Source organism: Coprobacillus sp., from assembly GCF_984815275.1.
The window spans coordinates 1-18,271 of sequence record NZ_CFJNYH010000038.1; the positions used below are offsets into that span (position 1 = coordinate 1).

General features: G+C 30.3%; 17 protein-coding genes and 1 pseudogene. 6 read left to right on the plus strand and 12 right to left on the minus strand.

Annotated elements, in window-relative coordinates; genetic code table 11:
- Nucleotides 1–286: 286 nt before the first annotated feature.
- Both AC5M21_RS12595 and AC5M21_RS12600 read left to right on the plus strand, forming a co-directional pair.
- Nucleotides 287–876: pseudogene (locus AC5M21_RS12595) on the plus strand (MATE family efflux transporter).
- A 26-nt stretch (nucleotides 877–902) separates the two neighbouring features.
- Entirely contained in the window at nucleotides 903–1,508 is a 606-nt protein-coding gene (locus AC5M21_RS12600) for an MATE family efflux transporter (RefSeq protein WP_017144213.1), read from the plus strand.
- 168 nt (nucleotides 1,509–1,676) lie between these two features.
- On the opposite strand, the gene guaA is transcribed toward AC5M21_RS12600, so the two are convergent.
- Together guaA and AC5M21_RS12610 are read right to left on the minus strand one after the other, a co-directional pair.
- A complete protein-coding gene (gene guaA / locus AC5M21_RS12605) occupies nucleotides 1,677–3,221 on the minus strand; it encodes a glutamine-hydrolyzing GMP synthase (protein WP_008788584.1) in 1,545 nt (514 codons plus the stop codon).
- Between the two features lie 12 nt (nucleotides 3,222–3,233).
- Nucleotides 3,234–4,502, minus strand: coding sequence for an adenylosuccinate synthase (locus AC5M21_RS12610; RefSeq protein ID WP_008788583.1), 1,269 nt, complete (start codon nucleotides 4,500–4,502; stop codon nucleotides 3,234–3,236).
- A gap of 146 nt (nucleotides 4,503–4,648) precedes the next feature.
- On the opposite strand from AC5M21_RS12610, the gene AC5M21_RS12615 reads away from it, so the two are divergent.
- Nucleotides 4,649–5,518 (plus strand): LysR family transcriptional regulator, encoded by an 870-nt coding sequence (locus tag AC5M21_RS12615; RefSeq protein WP_008788582.1) that lies wholly within the window; start codon nucleotides 4,649–4,651, stop codon nucleotides 5,516–5,518.
- Nucleotides 5,519–5,881: 363 nt separating this feature from the next.
- Here the strand turns inward: AC5M21_RS12615 and AC5M21_RS12620 are convergent, their stop codons facing one another.
- From AC5M21_RS12620 to AC5M21_RS12630, 3 genes are all read right to left on the minus strand, one after another.
- Entirely contained in the window at nucleotides 5,882–6,088 is a 207-nt protein-coding gene (locus tag AC5M21_RS12620) for a hypothetical protein (RefSeq protein WP_008788581.1), read from the minus strand.
- A gap of 154 nt (nucleotides 6,089–6,242) precedes the next feature.
- Nucleotides 6,243–7,295, minus strand: coding sequence for a molybdopterin-binding protein (locus tag AC5M21_RS12625; RefSeq protein WP_117599050.1), 1,053 nt, complete (start codon nucleotides 7,293–7,295; stop codon nucleotides 6,243–6,245).
- Nucleotides 7,296–7,389: 94 nt separating this feature from the next.
- Nucleotides 7,390–8,583, minus strand: coding sequence for an alpha/beta fold hydrolase (locus tag AC5M21_RS12630; RefSeq protein WP_282768148.1), 1,194 nt, complete (start codon nucleotides 8,581–8,583; stop codon nucleotides 7,390–7,392).
- 110 nt (nucleotides 8,584–8,693) lie between these two features.
- Here AC5M21_RS12630 and AC5M21_RS12635 point away from each other — a divergent pair, with 110 nt between their 5' ends.
- Nucleotides 8,694–9,293 (plus strand): TetR/AcrR family transcriptional regulator, encoded by a 600-nt coding sequence (locus AC5M21_RS12635; RefSeq protein ID WP_017144207.1) that lies wholly within the window; start codon nucleotides 8,694–8,696, stop codon nucleotides 9,291–9,293.
- 48 nt (nucleotides 9,294–9,341) lie between these two features.
- Nucleotides 9,342–10,145, plus strand: coding sequence for a CPBP family intramembrane glutamic endopeptidase (locus AC5M21_RS12640; RefSeq protein WP_302280736.1), 804 nt, complete (start codon nucleotides 9,342–9,344; stop codon nucleotides 10,143–10,145).
- A gap of 92 nt (nucleotides 10,146–10,237) precedes the next feature.
- Here AC5M21_RS12640 and AC5M21_RS12645 read toward each other — a convergent pair whose 3' ends face one another.
- From AC5M21_RS12645 to AC5M21_RS12665, 5 genes are all read right to left on the minus strand, one after another.
- Nucleotides 10,238–11,077 carry a DUF368 domain-containing protein gene (locus tag AC5M21_RS12645; protein ID WP_008788576.1) on the minus strand — a complete coding sequence of 280 codons (840 nt, stop codon included), beginning with the start codon at nucleotides 11,075–11,077 and terminating at the stop codon, nucleotides 10,238–10,240.
- Nucleotides 11,078–11,142: 65 nt separating this feature from the next.
- On the minus strand, nucleotides 11,143–11,574 hold the full coding sequence (locus AC5M21_RS12650; protein WP_008788575.1) for an MG284/MPN403 family protein: 432 nt from the start codon (nucleotides 11,572–11,574) through the stop codon (nucleotides 11,143–11,145).
- Nucleotides 11,575–11,627: 53 nt separating this feature from the next.
- Nucleotides 11,628–12,365, minus strand: a complete 738-nt coding sequence (locus AC5M21_RS12655; RefSeq protein WP_008788574.1) for a tyrosine-protein phosphatase — start codon at nucleotides 12,363–12,365, stop codon at nucleotides 11,628–11,630.
- A 12-nt stretch (nucleotides 12,366–12,377) separates the two neighbouring features.
- The gene (locus AC5M21_RS12660; RefSeq protein ID WP_008788573.1) at nucleotides 12,378–13,019 is read right to left on the minus strand and encodes a TIGR04100 family radical SAM protein; all 642 of its coding nucleotides are present in this window, start codon (nucleotides 13,017–13,019) and stop codon (nucleotides 12,378–12,380) included.
- 2 nt (nucleotides 13,020–13,021) lie between these two features.
- Nucleotides 13,022–13,855 (minus strand): pyridoxamine kinase, encoded by an 834-nt coding sequence (locus tag AC5M21_RS12665; RefSeq protein WP_008788572.1) that lies wholly within the window; start codon nucleotides 13,853–13,855, stop codon nucleotides 13,022–13,024.
- 86 nt (nucleotides 13,856–13,941) lie between these two features.
- Between AC5M21_RS12665 and AC5M21_RS12670 the strand changes: the two genes are divergently transcribed.
- Nucleotides 13,942–14,562, plus strand: coding sequence for a pentapeptide repeat-containing protein (locus AC5M21_RS12670; protein ID WP_008788571.1), 621 nt, complete (start codon nucleotides 13,942–13,944; stop codon nucleotides 14,560–14,562).
- A 27-nt stretch (nucleotides 14,563–14,589) separates the two neighbouring features.
- On the opposite strand, the gene AC5M21_RS12675 is transcribed toward AC5M21_RS12670, so the two are convergent.
- Together AC5M21_RS12675 and AC5M21_RS12680 are read right to left on the minus strand one after the other, a co-directional pair.
- Entirely contained in the window at nucleotides 14,590–16,785 is a 2,196-nt protein-coding gene (locus AC5M21_RS12675; RefSeq protein ID WP_017144206.1) for a bifunctional diguanylate cyclase/phosphodiesterase, read from the minus strand.
- Between the two features lie 18 nt (nucleotides 16,786–16,803).
- Entirely contained in the window at nucleotides 16,804–18,054 is a 1,251-nt protein-coding gene (locus AC5M21_RS12680; RefSeq protein WP_054690088.1) for an ABC transporter substrate-binding protein, read from the minus strand.
- Nucleotides 18,055–18,271 lie beyond the last annotated feature (217 nt).

Consider the following 18,271-nt stretch of genomic DNA (forward strand, 5'->3'; position numbering starts at 1 on the left):
CATAAACATCCTCCTTTTATTTAAAAAAAATAATCATTTTTATTTAATTCAATATAGTTATAACTTTTTATTATAATATTATACTACATTCATATTTTTCAGATATCAAAAAAAGACCTATAATAAAAGCGAAAAGGAGGAAAATATGAATACATTTAAGATGAGATTTGAAAAAATATCAAAAATAGATATGTCACAAGGACAACCGTTAAAATTAATAACTCTATTTGCTATACCACTAATGATTGGTAATTTATTTCAAATGTTTTATAACATGGTTGACACAATGGTTGTAGGAAAATGCGTTAGCACAACAGCTCTTGCATCAGTTGGAGAAACAACACCTGTTGTGGATTTATTATTAGGTCTGGTTATTGGACTTTCTAATGGTCTTTCTATCGTTATTGCTCAAAGGTTGGTGCAAATGACAAGACATCTACTAAAAAAGCCATAACAAATGGATTTTATTTAATTATAATATTAAGCCTATTGATTATGATATTGGGATTAAGGTTTAATAAAAATTTGTTTGCACTTATTCATCTATCACAAGAACTACTCCCTGGAGCTATAACATATTCGTCAATTATTTTTATTGGAGCAATATTTGCAGCTGTTTATAATTATGAATCCGCAATATTAAGAGCTCATGGAAATAGTGTCATTCCTTTATTATTTTTGATTCTATCTGCTATTTTAAACGTCGTTCTTGATTTGTTTTTTGTGATTATTTGTCATATGGGAATTGCTGGCGTTACCTATGCAACAATCATAGCGGAATTAATTTGTTGTTTATTATGTTATATGTATATGAAGAAAAAATTAGATATTCTTGATTTTGAAAAAAAGACTATTGTTTTGACTTACAATGTATAAAAGAGCATATCAAAGTAGGTATGCCTATGGCCTTTTTTCAATCACTTCTTTCTATTAGTTTTCTAGTTGTTCAATCTGCATTAAATACACTAGGAAGTGATGAAGTTGCTGCGTATACTGCTGCATATAAAATGGATTCTATGATGATGCAAATTCTATCAGGATTTGGAACTGCAATTTCAACTTTTACAGCACAAAATTATGGTCATAAAGCCTATAATCGTATCCGTAAGGGAGCAAAAGAAACTTTAAAAATAACAGTTTTATTAAATTTAATCGTTGCTATTTTTGCCCATTTTTTTGGAAAAGAATTTATGTCATTATTTGTTCAAAATAGTGAAAATCGTGTTATTTCTTTAGGCATTCAATATATTTCATTTACTTCACTTTGCTATTTTATTTTAGGAATAAATTTTGTTGTAAGATTTGTCCTAACAGGTGTAGGTGAATCCTCTGTGCCATTAGGTGTAGGTATTCTTGAAATTATTGTGAGATGTCTGGGTACATACTTTTTGATTTATCCTTTGGGATTTCAGGGAGTGATTTATGTTAACCCATTATGCTGGTTGACATCAACATTCTTGATTATATGCTTTTATCCATATCTCTTAAAAAAAGCCTTTAATGACTAATTGTAGGAATTTCCTGCTTTTTTATACTATCAATCCTTTCTTTATCACTCAAAGAATATATAAATGAGTTATCAAAAGAATAGTATAGTCTAAAAAAATATATAGTATCAAAATATTATCATTTGCACTTGAGAAAGCAAAAAAACTCCGATAATGGAGTTTTTTATATCACTCGAACTCTATTGTTCCTGGAGGTTTAGATGTAATATCATAGAACACTCTATTCACACCTCGAACCTCATTAATAATACGAGACATCACTTTATTTAAAACTTGATAAGGAATCTCAGCAGATTCAGCTGTCATAAAATCAATGGTATTGACAGCACGTAAGACAACTGCATAATCATAAGTTCTCTCATCACCCATAACACCTACAGAACGCATATTTGTAAGAGCTGCAAAGTATTGTCCAATTGAACGATCAAGTCCAACTTTTGCGATCTCTTCTCTATAGATAAAATCAGCATCTTGAACAATCTTGACCTTTTCTTCAGTCACTTCACCAATAATGCGAATACCAAGACCTGGTCCTGGGAAAGGTTGTCTAAATACCAAATATTCAGGAATACCTAACTCTAAACCAACTTTACGAACTTCATCTTTAAATAAATCTCTTAAAGGTTCAATAATTTCTTTAAAATCTACACAATCAGGTAATCCGCCGACATTATGATGGGACTTAATGACAGCAGATTCGCCACCTAAGCCACTTTCTACAACATCAGGATAAATTGTTCCTTGAACTAAGAAATCAACTGTACCAATCTTTTGAGCCTCTTCTTCAAAGACACGAATAAACTCTTCACCAATGATTTTTCTCTTTGTTTCAGGATCTTCTATACCTTTTAATTTCTCATAATATCTTTGTTGTGCATTAACTCTAATAAAATTCAAATCATAATTACCATTAGGTCCAAAGATAGCTTCAACCTCATCACCTTCATTTTTACGAAGTAAACCATGATCAACAAAAACACAAGTCAATTGATTACCAATGGCTTTTGATAATAAAACAGCCGCAACTGATGAATCAACCCCACCAGATAAAGCACATAAAACTTTGCCATTTCCAACTTTTTCTCTAATTGCTTTGATTTGTTCCTCAACAAAACAATCCATACGCCAATCACCTTGACATCCACAAACATTTAAAACAAAGTTTGATAACATCTTTGTTCCTTCTTGTGTATGTAAAACTTCAGGATGGAATTGAATTGCATATAAATTTTGAGCAATATTTTCACAAGCAGCAACTGGACAATCAGGAGTTGTTGCAGTGATCTCAAAACCTGGGGCAATCTGAGAAATATAATCAAAATGACTCATCCAACAAATACTATCTTTAGCAACATCGCTAAAAAGTGGAGAATTGTTGTTAACAGTTAAATTTGATTTTCCATATTCTCTCACATCAGCACGTTCAACTTTTCCACCCATTACATGCTGCATTAATTGTGCACCATAACATAAACCTAAAACTGGAATCCCTAATTCAAATAACTCTTTTGAATATGTTGGTGAATTCTCTTCATAACAACTATTTGGACCACCCGTTAAGATAATCCCTTTCGGATTCATTTCTTTAATCTTTTCAATATCAACTTTATATGAATAAATTTCACAATAAACATTACATTCACGCACTCGACGAGCAACTAACTGATTGTACTGTCCTCCGAAATCTAAGACAATCACTAATTCTCTTTTCACACTTTCCCTCCTCTAAATCACTTCTTTTAATATAATTGTTTGTTCTCTATCAGGACCAACTGAGAACATTGCTATTGGACAATGAACCAATTCACTGATTCTCTTTAAATAATTTTGACAATTTATAGGTAATTCTTCAAATGAAGTGACATGCGTAATATCTTCACTCCAGCCAGGCATTTCTTCGTAAATAGGTTCAACCTTATCCAACTCTTGAATAACTGCAGGTAATGCATGAATGATTTCACCATTCAACTGATAAGCTGTACATAACTTTAATGTTTCAATACCAGTTAAGACATCCAATAACATTATAGATAATCCAGTTAAACCACTCATTCTTCTTGACTGATTCACAACAACAGCGTCAAACCATCCAATACGACGTGGACGTTTTGTCACTGTTCCATATTCTCTTCCAACCTCACGAATACGATTTCCTACTTCATCATCAATCTCTGTTGGAAAAGCGCCTGAACCAACACGTGTTGTATACGCCTTGACAATACCAATAACTTCATCAATATTGACAGGACCAATTCCTGCCCCTTCACAAACACCATTGGCACCAGGATGAGAACTTGTGACATATGGATATGTTCCATAATCAATATCTAACATTGTTCCTTGTGCACCCTCAAACAAAACTTTCTTATCTTGTCTAAAATATTCATCCAATAATAAACCAGTATCAGTGACCATTGGTTTTATCATTTTAGCATATTCTTTATATTCTTGGAAGATATCTTCCACATGAAAATCTAATTCTGGATATTCTCTTAATTTTAAAGGCAAAACTTCTTCAAGTCTTGAACGAAATAATTCTTCATGAATAAATTCTCCAACACGAATACCAATACGTGCATATTTATCAACATAAGTCGGACCAATACCTTTTTTTGTTGTTCCAATATTTTTATCTCCACGCAATTTTTCCTGCATAGCATCTATTTCCAAATGATATGGTAAAATGACATGCGCACGATCACTAATCTTTATGCCATCAGTAGAAACACCAGCATCATTCAAATACTTCATTTCTTCTAGTAATGCCTTAGGATTAATCACCATTCCATTTCCTAATATCACATTCCCAGATGTAAAGATTCCTGAAGGAATTAATCTTAAAGCAAACTTCTGACCATTAAATTCAATTGTATGACCAGCATTATTTCCACCTTGATAACGAACAACAACATCAGCCTTTTGGGCAAGGTAATCAGTAATTTTCCCTTTTCCCTCATCACCCCATTGGCTTCCTACAACAACAATTCCAGACATAATATCTTCCTTTCTTTATAACATAATCTCAATGATTTACTTATTCTTTTCAGTCAATTCATTGACGAATTAACAGCAATATTATATGATACTTTTATCTATTAGTAAAATTAATATTTAACAAATATGATATAAGGAGAACTAATATGAATATCAAACTTGAACAATACAAAATCTTTAACGAAGCCGCCTCAACACTATCCTTCTCATTAGCAGCCAGAAATCTCTTTATCTCACAATCAGCTGTCTCTCAAGCCATCCATACTTTAGAAAAAGAATTAAACACACAATTATTCATTAGACAGTCTAAAGGGGTCCTCTTAACCAAAGAAGGAAAGCTATTAGCACAAAAAATATCAGCCGCCTTGGCACTGATTACAAGTGCTGAAAACCAAATTGTCAATCAACATGAACTCACAAAAGGTGAACTCACAATTGGTGCTGGAGATACATTAAGTGAGAATTATATTATGCCCTATCTTGTCAAATTTAATAAGCTTTATCCCCAAGTCATAATTAAAATGGTTAATCGTACTAGTTTAGAAATCATTGAGTTACTCAAAACAGGACAAATAGAAATTGGTTTTATCAACATGCCTTTACATGATGATACAATCATCATCCAAGAATGCCTCCAAGTTCATGATATCTTTGTCTCCAAACAAGAAGAAAACAAAGTTTATTCTTTACAAGATATTTCTCATGCCCCTCTCGTCCTTTTAGAACGTTCATCTAATTCACGTCATTTTGTTGATAATCACTTTGCGAATAACGGGGTTCTTTTAACCCCTACAATTGAACTAGGTTCACATGACTTACTCTTAGAAGCTGCTAAAAATAATCTTGGTAAAGCATGTGTTATCAAAGAATTCTCATTAGATGCCCTTCAAAAAAAGTTGATTTTCGAAGTCCCTTTATCAACACCGATTCCAAAACGCAGTATTGGTTATGCTCATTTAAAAAGAAAGACTCTCACTCCCGCTACATTAAGATTCATAGAACTTATTGAAACATAGAAAAAGGAACGATACCCCTAATCATCGTTCCTTTTTCTATATTATGATCTATAGAGCTGCTGTTCTCTATATTTGTTGGACTGCTGCCTCCAACAAGTGATCATTTATATGAGTAAACTCATATGAATACTTTTGTTTGCTGAGTGTATGTCGAGGAATATTATATGACATACATCATCCCTTAGGACAATTCCCATTATATGTATATTTTCTATTTACGCAAGTAAAAATTGAAAGTTTGTACATTTTTATAAAGATTTTTCACAAACAAATCATTTGTAAACTCTTACATACTATAAAGATAGGAATAGTTTTTAAAAGTACCATATTTTTGATATTATAAAAAAAGAAGCACAAAGCTTCTTACAAGATAATCACATGAGATTCTTGTGTAAATGTATGTAGAGGACCGCGATTCAATGCATTCATTAAATCATCACGGGTATTGCCATCTTGTAATGTGACAATTGCACCTTGATCATCCTTTTCAACATTTTTTACCAATGAGTCTAAACTCGATAATAAATCCTTAACCAACTCATAATGACAATTATCAATCTTATATCTCATTCATATCCCCCGATTCTGTACTTCAAAAAGTACATTGTTATTATATACAGAAATCAGGAAAATACAATTTTTTCATTGCATTTCACATTAAAATACAGCACAATTTTCAAATTATGAAAATAAAAGCGTTTACACACCTAAAATATGGTATTTATCATTTCTGAGATAAAAGATATTTATATAACTGTGCTACAAATCTAGCCTCTACTTTGCCATAAGAATACCTTGCTTTCACAAAAGTAGGTACTTTAAATACATAGTCATCATTAAATTGAAAAACAACAACTTCTCCAAGTTTTTCCTGTCTCGTTTCTACAACAATTCTTATTTGTGGTTGAATTGAAAAGAAAGGTTTTAAAAATTCATCTTTTAATTGAAATGTTCCTTTGTATTCAATAGATAAAGATGGAAGTTTCTTTAATAGAGCCTCTTTTAAATCTTTTTCAGCAATCATATATTGACCAATACGCTTTTCAATCTCTGTCTTTGTTGTCTCCATCATTTGATCAGCTTGCTGTTGTGAGTGCGTTTTCACTGCTAATCTAATTCTCACAGTTTCTTCACCAGCATAGAGGGCAATAGAAACATCACCTTGAGCATCAATCAAATCTCTTAGAATTTCATCAACTCGACTTTCTCCAATAAACATTGTTGTATATTCAAAAGTAAAGATTGTCTCCTGTTTATATTGTGAAAGATAAGGTAATAACGAATGTTCAATAACATATTGTATCTCCTTAGGTGGTCCTGGTAAGTTCACAATCATCTTACCATCCTTTTGCATCACACATCCATTTGCTGTACCCATATCATTTTCTAGTATATAAGCATCAGCTGGATAATAAGCTTGTTTAAAATTGTTACTTGAAATAGTAGAAGAACTTGAACAATACTTACATTTCTCTTCAACTTTTTTCGCTTCCATTTCATTATAAACCATGTCTAAATCTAAATATTGAGCAGATAATTCTTTAGTTAAATCATCACTGGTGGGACCTAATCCACCTGTTGTCATAACGCAATCAGCACCACGATCAAAAGCTAATTTTAAGCAATCATACAAACGTTCTGGATTATCACCAACAACTGTTTGAAAATAAACATTAAAGCCTAAATCTTTACACATCTTTTGTAAAAGTGTTGCATTTGTATTAACGATTTCACCTAATAATAATTCTGTACCGACATTTATAATCTCAACATTCATATTGAATACCTCCAAAGTTACTTACAACTTTTCTTTTCTCTATTCATTATGTGTCTATTCTATACCAATTATGAGTATTTGTGAAATGAATTTATTAATCATGGTCTTTGATTTTTAAAAGTTCTTCTACAAACTGTTGTGATTCATTTATCCATGGACTATGACCTGAATGTTCAAACCAAACAATTTCTTTATAGGGTGCCTTTAAAATACGCTCATAATCTTCTACTAATTGAATAGGTGCATTGATATCATGCCTTCCTAGAAAAAAGTATACAGGGACCTTCAGTTCAGCATGTGTTACTCGCAAATCAATATCATATAATTGGGGATAGACATGATTAAATGTCGTGACAATTCCTCGTAAATAATTAACTTTATCAATGATTCCATATTCTATAGAAAAAATATCTCTCATTGTATTATAGCCACCATTATGAATTTGAGAATTTTTAGTCATATAAGAGGACAAATAATTTAAATATTCAGCACTCTTCCATACCATATCTGAATCATAATAAGGTGGATAACCATTTGATTTTAATTTTTCAATCTTTTGAGTATCTTGACGAATCTCTGCAATTTCCAATGCTTTTTCATAGTCTAACTTTTCAGTTTCCAAAAAGTCAACCATTTGGCCAGTTCCAATAACTGCATGATAGTCTTTTGGATATTCTTTTGCTAAAAAAATACCTAATGCACTTCCCCATGATTCACCAACAATATATATTTTTTCTTCTGAAAATTTTTCCTTTAGATATTTTGTTAAAGCATGTCCATCATCAATATAAGTTTGAATGGTTAAATCAGATTGCTTGATTGCTTTATAAGATTTACCAGATCCAGGCTGATCCCATCCTACAACAATAAAATGCTTCTCAAGTTCTGATAATTCGTAGCGAGTTGCTGCCATTTGGCTTCCTCCTGGACCACCTGCCAAAAACAGTAACACTGGATTATGAGTGCTTTCTCCTCTTATACTAATCCATTCTTTTCTACCATTTAAATTGACTTCCTTGAGTTCAGCAATGCTCCCTTCAATAACTTGATTATGTTTGTTAACAATGGATGGTGTATCTGCAGTTATCTGTGTCACCATTGTTAAACATATAGTCATTACAATTCCTCCAATGAATAGAAAACCTCCTTTTATTAAACGTAGAACCATCTTTTGATATTCTCTTTTTTTACACCTTCTATAAACAATTCCCATTAACAAAACCAAATTATATATAAGCAATCCAATACAAATCAACAACAATAACCCCCAAAGAATTACATAAAACATATGTCTCCTCCTTTTTGACCAACGGTCAACTTTTTCTTTATTATATACATTTTTCGACCACTGGTCAACTTTTATAATTTATGCTATAATGAGACAAGGTGGTGAAGAACATGAATAAACGAGATTTAATCTTAGATAGTCTTGAAGATTTGTTAACTGAAGAAAAGGGAGCATCATGCTCAGTGAGAGAAATTGCTCAAAAAGCTGGAATCGCTAAAGGGGGAATCTATTATTATTTTCAATCTAAAGAGGAGATATTTGATGCTCTTGTAGAAAGAACTTATCATAGTATTATTCTACAATGCCAAGAACTTCTTAACCAATCACAAGATAATGCCATACAAAAACTCAATCTCTTGTATACATATTATCGAACTTCATTTGTGTCTTCACAATTAGATGAATACTTGCACCAGCCTCAAAATGCTTATATACATCAAAAATCTTTAGCAAAAATTTTATTGTCTTTATCTCCAATTGTTTCCCAAATTATCAAAGAGGGAATCCAAGAAGGATTATTACATTGTGACTTTCCTGATGAAATCAGTCAAATCATTTTGTCTATCTTTTGTTTCTTGTTAGATCCAGGAATATTTACTTGGAGTCCCCTACAGGTCCAGAACCAATTAAAAATGCTTGCAACACTGATTGAAAATGGTCTACATATCCCTGAAAAAAGCCTTTCTTTTTTCTATCAGACAAATTTCTAATTATAATAATAAATATACAAACTACACAGGAAAAGAGACAATAAAAATATGTCAAACAAAAAAATGATTCTACACTTTACACTATTAACATTTATCATAGCCTATTCAACATCAGGTCTTTTAATTATTCTCGGACAATATGGATATAAAGTTTATAATTGGGTCAATACATTACAACAATTTATAATGAATATCCCCTTTGCTATTTATATTCTATCACCAGCCATTGCATCATTTGCTATTCTAAAAAAACACAACAAGATAACAGATATCAAAGAATGGTTAAAAACTGTTTTTTATGCAAAAAATAGTCTATACGCTTATTTATATGTTATTGCCATTCTTACATTGTATTTCTTAATTCACATGTTTGTAACTGGGAATACAAAAATAGCACTTCCTTTTTATACATTTTTCTTGTCTTTACCAGGCTGTCTTATGATTGGTGGTTTAGAAGAATCTGGTTGGATGTACATATTACAGCCTGAATTCAATAAGAAATATGGTTATATTTTATCATCAATTTATACTGGTATTATCTGGTTCTTCTGGCATATTCCTCTCTTTTTTATTCCTGGAACAAATCATGGTGATGGTCTTATCAACTTTTGGATGTTTGCAGTACAAGTTATCTCGTTCCGTTTTTTGATTGGGGCTATCTATAAGATATCAGGAAAAGGTTGTATTTTTATGTGTGTATTATTTCATACAATGTTTAATGCAGCATCTCCTCTTTTTGGGACTATGACAATGACTTGGCTTGGAACAATCATAGCCAATATCATTATTGTATTGATTTCAATTGTAACAGTTATTATACACAATCAAAGACATGAACAACTCACAAAATAAGCTATTTTATAAGAATTCTAAGCAGTTTATATTGACTGCTTTTTTATGATAAGATAAATCAATCTCTAAAATAAAAAAAAGTAGCATTTCTGCTACTGTAATTTCCCTAATCCTAAGACAATGACTCCACCAAATACAAATGCCAATAATGAAGTCACTATAATAAACACATCATATGTAGCATCAAATGGAATCAAAACAAGTGAAGAAGCAATGATTAATCCTAAGATAAAACTTAAGAATCCAGCCTTATAATGCTTAATGAAATAATCACACACTTTGGCACTTAAAGCAATTCCAATCAGAACACCAATACCAATAAAACACAAAGGAATAAGCACATTCAATTGAAAAGTTGTCACATTAGCTAAATAAGATTTAAAAAGATAATACTGACCAATAATTAACAATACCATTGAACCACTCACACCAGGCATCAGCATTGTCGCTCCACCTATCATACCAACAACAATCATAGTTAAACATAACATAACATCAACTGTTGGAAATGCTGGATTGACATTCACACTACCTTCACCAGGATTTAAAAATTCTAATGCAAAGATAATTGCTAATCCACAAATTAAAGGAATAATCTTAAACTTTTCACCCTTCATTTCCCCTTTTAAAAATAAAGGAATACTCAAAGCAATAAGTCCAATAAACCAATACATTGTTTGGGTAGGATAATGATTGAATAAAAACTCTAAAATTTTCGCAAATCCTATTAATCCAATAGCAGCACCCAATAAAACCTGAAATAAAAATAAGATATCATCTTTACGATGAGCATTTTCTTTCTTTAAAATACCTGAGATAGCCTCCATTGTTCTATTAAAGATTCCAAGTATAACCATCATAGTTCCACCACTTACACCTGGAATTACATTTGCAATTCCAACAGCAATACCACCAATTAAATTTTTAATCATGAATCCTGTCTCCTTTATTAAACATTAATGGTATTATACATAATTTGTATAGAAATGGCAATAAATCATTTTAACAATCTCCTTAAATCATCAGAAGTCCAAAAAGATTGAGTATACTCAATTAATTCATCTAACACCTTATGTTTCAATCGATAATAACTTGCTCTTGAAAAATAAGGTATCCACCAGTCAGGATTATAAAAATTCAAATATTCACTCTCAATAAAGGAATAAGATTCTTTAGACATATGTGAGTGAATCTGATTAATCATAGAAACAAAATTCTCTAATTCCTGTTTTCTCTCCATTTGTTGTAAAATCATTGCATCAGGTTTTTGATAATTCGTATCTCCTTCTTTAACTTTAAAAATATCAATCTGAGGATAATAATTATAATGCTGACTCAAATATAAAATATCTAATTGAGCCCTCTGATAACTTTTATAAATTTTTTTTGCCAACTTATCTTTTTGTTTTAATGTTAATTCTTTTTCCATAAAAAAATACCTCCTACTATATATATTCATAAGTAAAAGGCTATTTTTCTTTTTTAAATTGTAAAATTTTCAATTAATTGCTCAATTTCTTCATTTTTAAGTCCGATTTGTAACAAGTATTCTTTACTACTTCCATAATGTTCTCTTAAGTAATCAAGTAATTCCATCATATATCTTGGGGAAGATTTCAAATATTGCTTGGCTTCTTCATTCTCCATCATTTTTGCCAATTCTTCATTGATTTCAATATTATTTTCATAAGACTCACTATAATCTTTAACGATATCATACTCATGACATCCCATAAGATCAAGTAACAAAGCAGCTGTTATCCCTGTACGATCTTTTCCAGCTGAACAATGAAACATCACACCATCATATGGATACTTTAAGAATATATCAAATAAATCCTTAAATTTATTTTTCATTCCTTCCAACATATAAATATAAACGCCACCAAGATCTTTATACTGCTTGACTTCTTCTGGTACAATTGAGGCTTTCGTAGAATCAAAAAGATTCACTTCATAAAAATCAATATCCTGATCATCTACAAAAGGATTGACTTGTTGTTCTTTTTCAAAATCACTTCTTAAATCAATAACTGCTTTCACACCATAGTCTTTTAATGCTTGAATATCAGCTTTTGAAGCATTAGCTGGTGAAGATGCACGAATATATTTATGTGATTTTGTATATGTTCCTGCCTGTGTTTCATATCCACCTAAATCTCTTGTATTAACCATCTTTTCTAAAACTATCAAACGTTCTTCTCTTGTCATATATAACATCTCTATTCCCTCCTATTCTTCAAATGGACGAACACGCAATGTCACTCCAAGTTCATCACATATATTTTGACATTTCTTTATTTTTTCTTCACCAATGATATCAACTACACTCAAGACAACATGTGGTACATAATCCTTACATCTCACTGCAAAATCTAGCATTGCCTGATAAGAATCAATACCAAAACGACTTCTTGTTAATTCATAATATTCTTGAGCATCAGGAGCATTCAAACTGATTGAAATCGTATCAATACGTCCTTTAATCATCGGTGTTATATCTTTTTTATGAATTAAGTTTCCTAAACCATTTGTATTCACGCGAATTGGCAAATCCTGACGATATAATTTGAGAATACCTGCAATTTGAATCATATCATCGACTCTCTCAAATGGTTCTCCAAAACCACAGAAAACAACTTCTGCAAAATCATCTAAATCATACTTTTGAAACTCATGAACAATCTCCTCAACAGTAGGCTCCTGTTTTAGCCATAATGTATTTGATTCAGTCATTTCTTTGGTTTGACGTAAACAAAATGTACATGCACATGGACATCTATTCGTCATATTTACATAAACATGCACATTTGCTAAAGAATCTAATTCACCAATATCTATATAACTATTCTTGTATAATGTATATAATATCATCTTTACTCTTCTCCTAATTCGTATAAGTATTCCTCAAAACATAATCCATAATAATTGGGAACTTGTGTTTTTTCACAATAATCAATACATTTGGAAGCAAATAGGGTTGCTCTTTTGACGCTCTCATAAAAACTATATCCGTTTAAATAACTGCCAGCAATCACTGAAGAAATAACATCTCCTGTTCCACAACGATCTTCACCAATGCGATCAACCATAACAATTTGGTAATCTTCACCTTGATTGTAAATAAAATTTAATATTTGTTTTTCATTAAAAGGAATACCTGTCACAACAATATGTTGTGGTCCCTGTTGAGAAAGTTGTTGACACATTTCTTCAAGTTCATCAAAAGTTGGTAAAGTTGTTGGATAAGGCCTATCAACAAGTGTAACCAGTTCTGTTAAATTAGGTGTCATTAAATCAGCGTATTGTACCAGTTGTTTCATTTTTGCACACATCTCAGGTGTATAAGTTGTATAGAGTTTGCCATGATCACCCATAACTGGATCAACAAGCACAAATACTCCCTCCTGTTTAAAGGTCTGAATAAAATCAATGACAATATCAACCTGCTCCTTTGAACCTAGAAACCCTGTTGCAATTGCATCAAATTCTAAATGTAAATCTTTATATGTCTGAATATAGTCACTCATTCTTGATGTGTAATCATCAAAATAAAAAATTGGAAACTGTGTATGAGTAGATAAAATAGCAGTTGGAATAGGCACAGCCTGTATTTTCATTGCCGAAACAATCGGTGCCATTGCTGCAATAGAACATCTTCCAAAACCTGTAATATCATTAATTAAAGCCATACGTTTTTGTCGTTGCATTTGATTCACCTCATTTTTGTACATTTTATCATATTTCAAGTCAAAAGAGAATGAATTTATGTTATGATAAAGAATGAGGTGAAAATATGAGAAAAGCAAATCTTTCAATGACTGAAAAATCATCGCTATATAACCATATTGATGAAGAGTTAGTTCAATTCATGCAATTTGAAAATGAAACATTAACCAATAGACAAGAACAAGGAAAGGAATTTAAAAATTGTTATTTTGAAAATATCGTATGTGAAGATGTTAATTTTGAAAATAGCTATTTTATGGATATTATTTTTAAGAATTGTGATTTATCTAATGTAAAATTCTATTCTTGTTTGTTTCGAAGAGTTGAATTTGTAAATTGTAAACTTATGGGTACAGATTTTTCAGAATCAGTTTATGATAATGTATCAATAAAGGATTGTCTTTGCCGCTTTGCAAATTTTGCTTTTATGAAAAATAAAGAAGTCCAGTTTATCAATTGTGATTTTCAAAATGCAAGTATTATAGAAACAAACTTAAAAAAGACAGTATTCCAAGAATGTGCTTTCCATCAATGTGAAGTTCAACATTCATCATTTTATAATATAGATTTATCAAACTGTGATTTATCAAACATTATAACAACACCAGAAGATATCAGAGGTGCTATTATTGAGAGTTATCAAGCATCGTCATTAATACATCTTTTAAGAGTTAAAGTCAAAGAATAAAGTCAATCGTTCAGATTGACTTTTTGATTATAAATATTTATTAAATTCGTCAATAGGAAGAGGTTTAGAAAAAATATATCCCTGAATCATATCGCACCCAATTGTTTGTAAAAACTGCTGTTGTTCTTTAGTTTCAACACCCTCAGCAACTGTGTATATATCTATACTTTTTGCCATATTAATCACCGATTTAATAATTTCATAACTTCTAACCACATTATAATTATCCTTTAAGAAAAAGCGATCTAATTTAATGACATTAATTGGTAAGTCTTTTAAGAGATTTAAAGAAGAATAGCCACTACCAAAATCATCAATTGAACAAAGGAAACCATGAGCCTGTAATTCAGCAACAATAGTTTGAACTCTTTTGACATCTTCTAATAAAATATTTTCTGTAATTTCTAATTCTAATAATTGATCAGGAATTTGATATTTTTCTTTAATTTTCACATATCTCTCAATAAAATCATGTTGATATAAATGCAAACGTGAAATATTCACCGAAATAGGAATAACATTTTGATGTTGAGAAATACGAGAAGACATATATTGACAAACACTTTCAAAAACATACTCATCTAATTTTAAAATAAATCCATTCTTTTCAAAAAGTGGAATAAAATCATTAGGCATAATCATTTGCTGTTGAGAATCAATCCAACGTACCAATGCTTCTGCACCTAAAATCTTCTCACCATTCACATTAAATTTAGGCTGTAAGAAGAAAACAAATTCTTTATTTTCTAACGCTTTATCCATCTTTGATTCAATATCAGCCTCTTTTAATAAATGTTCACGCATCTGAGAATGATAAAAGTAATAATACTCATTCACATTATGTGATAATGCATTCAAAGCAAGATGACTGCAATCTACCAAATGATCCATCGTATGTATATGCTTATCATCTTCCTGACAACAAATCCCAAATTTCATAACAGTTTCTCTTTCATATCCATTGTTATGAAGAAATTGCCTTAAATCCTGATTGATTTCTTGACATATTTTGACAATATCTTTTTTATTATGATAATGACACATGAATAAGAATTGATCAGCATTCATGTGACAAGCTATACAATATTCAGTGACATATTTTTCTAACAAAGCAGCCAATTCTTTTAAAACAAAATCACCAAACTGGTATCCATTTAAATCATTAATGATTTTAAAACCATCAATATCAATATAAATAACTGCCCAGCTTCTATTCTCTTGAGCAAGCAATTTTTGCCCTTCCATTTTAAATTTCTGATAATTGTATAATCCTGTAAGATGATCATAAAAAGCTAAATTTTCAACAACTCTTTTATGTTTTCTATGATTTAATAAATACAGCAAAACAACAAACCCTATAGAGCCTATAATAATTAATGATAATACAATAGTATGTAAAATAATATTATTAGCCTGTTCCATAATTGCAGCATTAGGAATAATAGAAACAACATACCATTGTTCTCCTATTGACATTGGAACATAACAAAACACATTTGTATTATCATGATAATTAAACAATGCAATTCCCTTTTGCTGATGAGCCAATGAGTTTTTAAACGATTCAATATCAGCATTATTATTTTTTTCTAAATCAATAATATCAAATAGATTTTGAAAAGTCCTATTTGCATTCTTATGATTTGTTCTAATTAAGACATCTCCATCTGTATTAACAATGTAAGAAAACCCTAAATTATTATAGAATGATAAAGAGAATTTATCAGCTATATAAGAAACCTGACTCTCTTTAATCAAATATCTATGTTCATCCCTAACATAAGTTCCTATAACCTTTATTCCAGTCTTATCATTAAAAAAAGGATCAATAATACCACTTTCTTCTTTATACAATTGACTTAATTGCAAGATTTTATCACGATCGATTGCATGTTCACCCGTTTTATCAATATATTTATTCTGAAGTGTATCAATATAGAAATAATTGATATATTCATGACTTGGAATTTCTGCAATTTTTTTTGCCAAATGATCTTTTGAATTGACAATATTATTTAAAACATTCCTTAAATTTTCAGTATCCTTTTGTAAATAAATATTCAAAGACTTCTCTTCTTGTGATGTTGTTTCTAAAATATCATCTACTGATTTATCCCATAAAGATTCCTGTACATAATCAATATAAGAAATCATTGTTATTGTAACAATAGCAATCGCAAAAAGACTGCCTAAAATAAAGACAGGTATTTTCTTATTCTTCATCTTCACCCCTCCTTATTTTTACTTTTTTATAAGTTCTAACGCTGCTTCTACAGTCTCACCCTGCAAAAGAAGCTGTACGCCAGATCTCGTATGAGTCCACATTTCATAATCAATTAATTGATTACTACCAAGAATACTCTGTTGATCATTCAAATATTTATTAAGTGGTTGAACTGCTTTATTAGTAGACAATTGATTATTATTTAAAGGACTAAAAGAACATTGATTATCAACAAATTTCCACATTTCTTCAGTTTGAGTCATATACTCAATAAATTTTTTAGCTTCTTCAACATGTTTTCCTTTAGCATTCACGCAAAGTCTTGTATCAATATTCGTCACCAAAACTGACCCATTATCTAAAATAGGATAAGGATGAACTTCGAACTTTAATTCAGGAGCCATCTTTTCCATTCGTACTGCAGCCCAAGCGCCAGTAAGCATAAAAGGATTTTCACCTTTACTAAACTGTGTTAAATCATCTTGAGTTTTTTGTGTTTTGAGAGTTGCTTTGGCATCTACAAATTTATTTTTTATGAGTTTTTCTACAAGTTCATAACCAGGTCTCATATAATCTTTTAAGATTTGAGAATCATTATTCATTTTTTCAATAATTTCTCTATAATTTTCTTCTTGATAAAGCGGATATAATCCTTTAGCAATGGCTATTGTTTTTAAAGATATATCATTATTGGCAACAAGTGGTGTTATTCCTTGATCAACAAAATATTGACAGACTTTCATGAACTCATCTTCATTTTGAGGGATTGATTGATTATGTTTTTTCAAAAGATCTAAATTACAATACAGTCCAAAAGCAGAAATCGTTGATGGAACATAATAAATCTGACCATCCTCATCTTTCATCTGCTCTAAAGATCTCTGACTAAAGTTTGAAATTGTTGAAAGATCAGATAAGTCCTCAAAATACCCACTATTTTTAAATTTTTGAAGATATTCTTTATCAATCATAAAAATATCATCAATAGAACCATTCTTTAGTCTTTTTGAAAGAATATCATAATAATCTGTTCCTTTAACACTTTCATATGAAATCTGAACATGGGGATGATCTTTCATATAATTTTGAAGTGTTTCTTCAATCGCAACAACATTTATAGCTTCACTTTTATAACCAAAAAAAGATAAATTTATAGTTTCTTCATCTTGAGGAATAATAATATTTCTTGATTGATTGTTTTGACATCCTAGACATAATATGAATAAAGAGAATGTTATTATTACTTTAACAAACTGTTTTATTTTCATAATATCATCCTCTCTTTATCAATTTTTTCAAATTAATTATATCATTGAAAAAATTGAAAAGCAATTTAATCAGTATACTAATAATAAATTAATGAACTCATCATTTCATTCTCTTGCTTTATAGATTACTTAATCTATCAATAAGACAATCATAGCTATTTTTCTTATCCATCAAATCATTTTGATTGTTTATAAACTTAATCAATTTCTATTGTAT

Excerpts from the sequence above, each read along its gene's own strand:
- AC5M21_RS12650 (WP_008788575.1), bottom strand. The coding sequence starts at position 11,574 with ATGGAAAAAGAATTAACATTAAAACAAAAAGATAAGTTGGCAAAAAAA.
- AC5M21_RS12635 (WP_017144207.1), top strand. The coding sequence starts at position 8,694 with ATGAATAAACGAGATTTAATCTTAGATAGTCTTGAAGATTTGTTAACT.
- AC5M21_RS12600 (WP_017144213.1), top strand. The coding sequence starts at position 903 with ATGGCCTTTTTTCAATCACTTCTTTCTATTAGTTTTCTAGTTGTTCAA.
- AC5M21_RS12625 (WP_117599050.1), bottom strand. The coding sequence starts at position 7,295 with ATGAATGTTGAGATTATAAATGTCGGTACAGAATTATTATTAGGTGAA.
- AC5M21_RS12615 (WP_008788582.1), top strand. The coding sequence starts at position 4,649 with ATGAATATCAAACTTGAACAATACAAAATCTTTAACGAAGCCGCCTCA.
- AC5M21_RS12670 (WP_008788571.1), top strand. The coding sequence starts at position 13,942 with ATGAGAAAAGCAAATCTTTCAATGACTGAAAAATCATCGCTATATAAC.
- AC5M21_RS12680 (WP_054690088.1), bottom strand. The coding sequence starts at position 18,054 with ATGAAAATAAAACAGTTTGTTAAAGTAATAATAACATTCTCTTTATTC.
- AC5M21_RS12665 (WP_008788572.1), bottom strand. The coding sequence starts at position 13,855 with ATGCAACGACAAAAACGTATGGCTTTAATTAATGATATTACAGGTTTT.
- AC5M21_RS12675 (WP_017144206.1), bottom strand. The coding sequence starts at position 16,785 with ATGAAGAATAAGAAAATACCTGTCTTTATTTTAGGCAGTCTTTTTGCG.
- AC5M21_RS12630 (WP_282768148.1), bottom strand. The coding sequence starts at position 8,583 with ATGTTTTATGTAATTCTTTGGGGGTTATTGTTGTTGATTTGTATTGGA.
- AC5M21_RS12660 (WP_008788573.1), bottom strand. The coding sequence starts at position 13,019 with ATGATATTATATACATTATACAAGAATAGTTATATAGATATTGGTGAA.
- AC5M21_RS12655 (WP_008788574.1), bottom strand. The coding sequence starts at position 12,365 with ATGTTATATATGACAAGAGAAGAACGTTTGATAGTTTTAGAAAAGATG.
- AC5M21_RS12620 (WP_008788581.1), bottom strand. The coding sequence starts at position 6,088 with ATGAGATATAAGATTGATAATTGTCATTATGAGTTGGTTAAGGATTTA.
- AC5M21_RS12610 (WP_008788583.1), bottom strand. The coding sequence starts at position 4,502 with ATGTCTGGAATTGTTGTTGTAGGAAGCCAATGGGGTGATGAGGGAAAA.
- AC5M21_RS12640 (WP_302280736.1), top strand. The coding sequence starts at position 9,342 with ATGTCAAACAAAAAAATGATTCTACACTTTACACTATTAACATTTATC.
- AC5M21_RS12645 (WP_008788576.1), bottom strand. The coding sequence starts at position 11,077 with ATGATTAAAAATTTAATTGGTGGTATTGCTGTTGGAATTGCAAATGTA.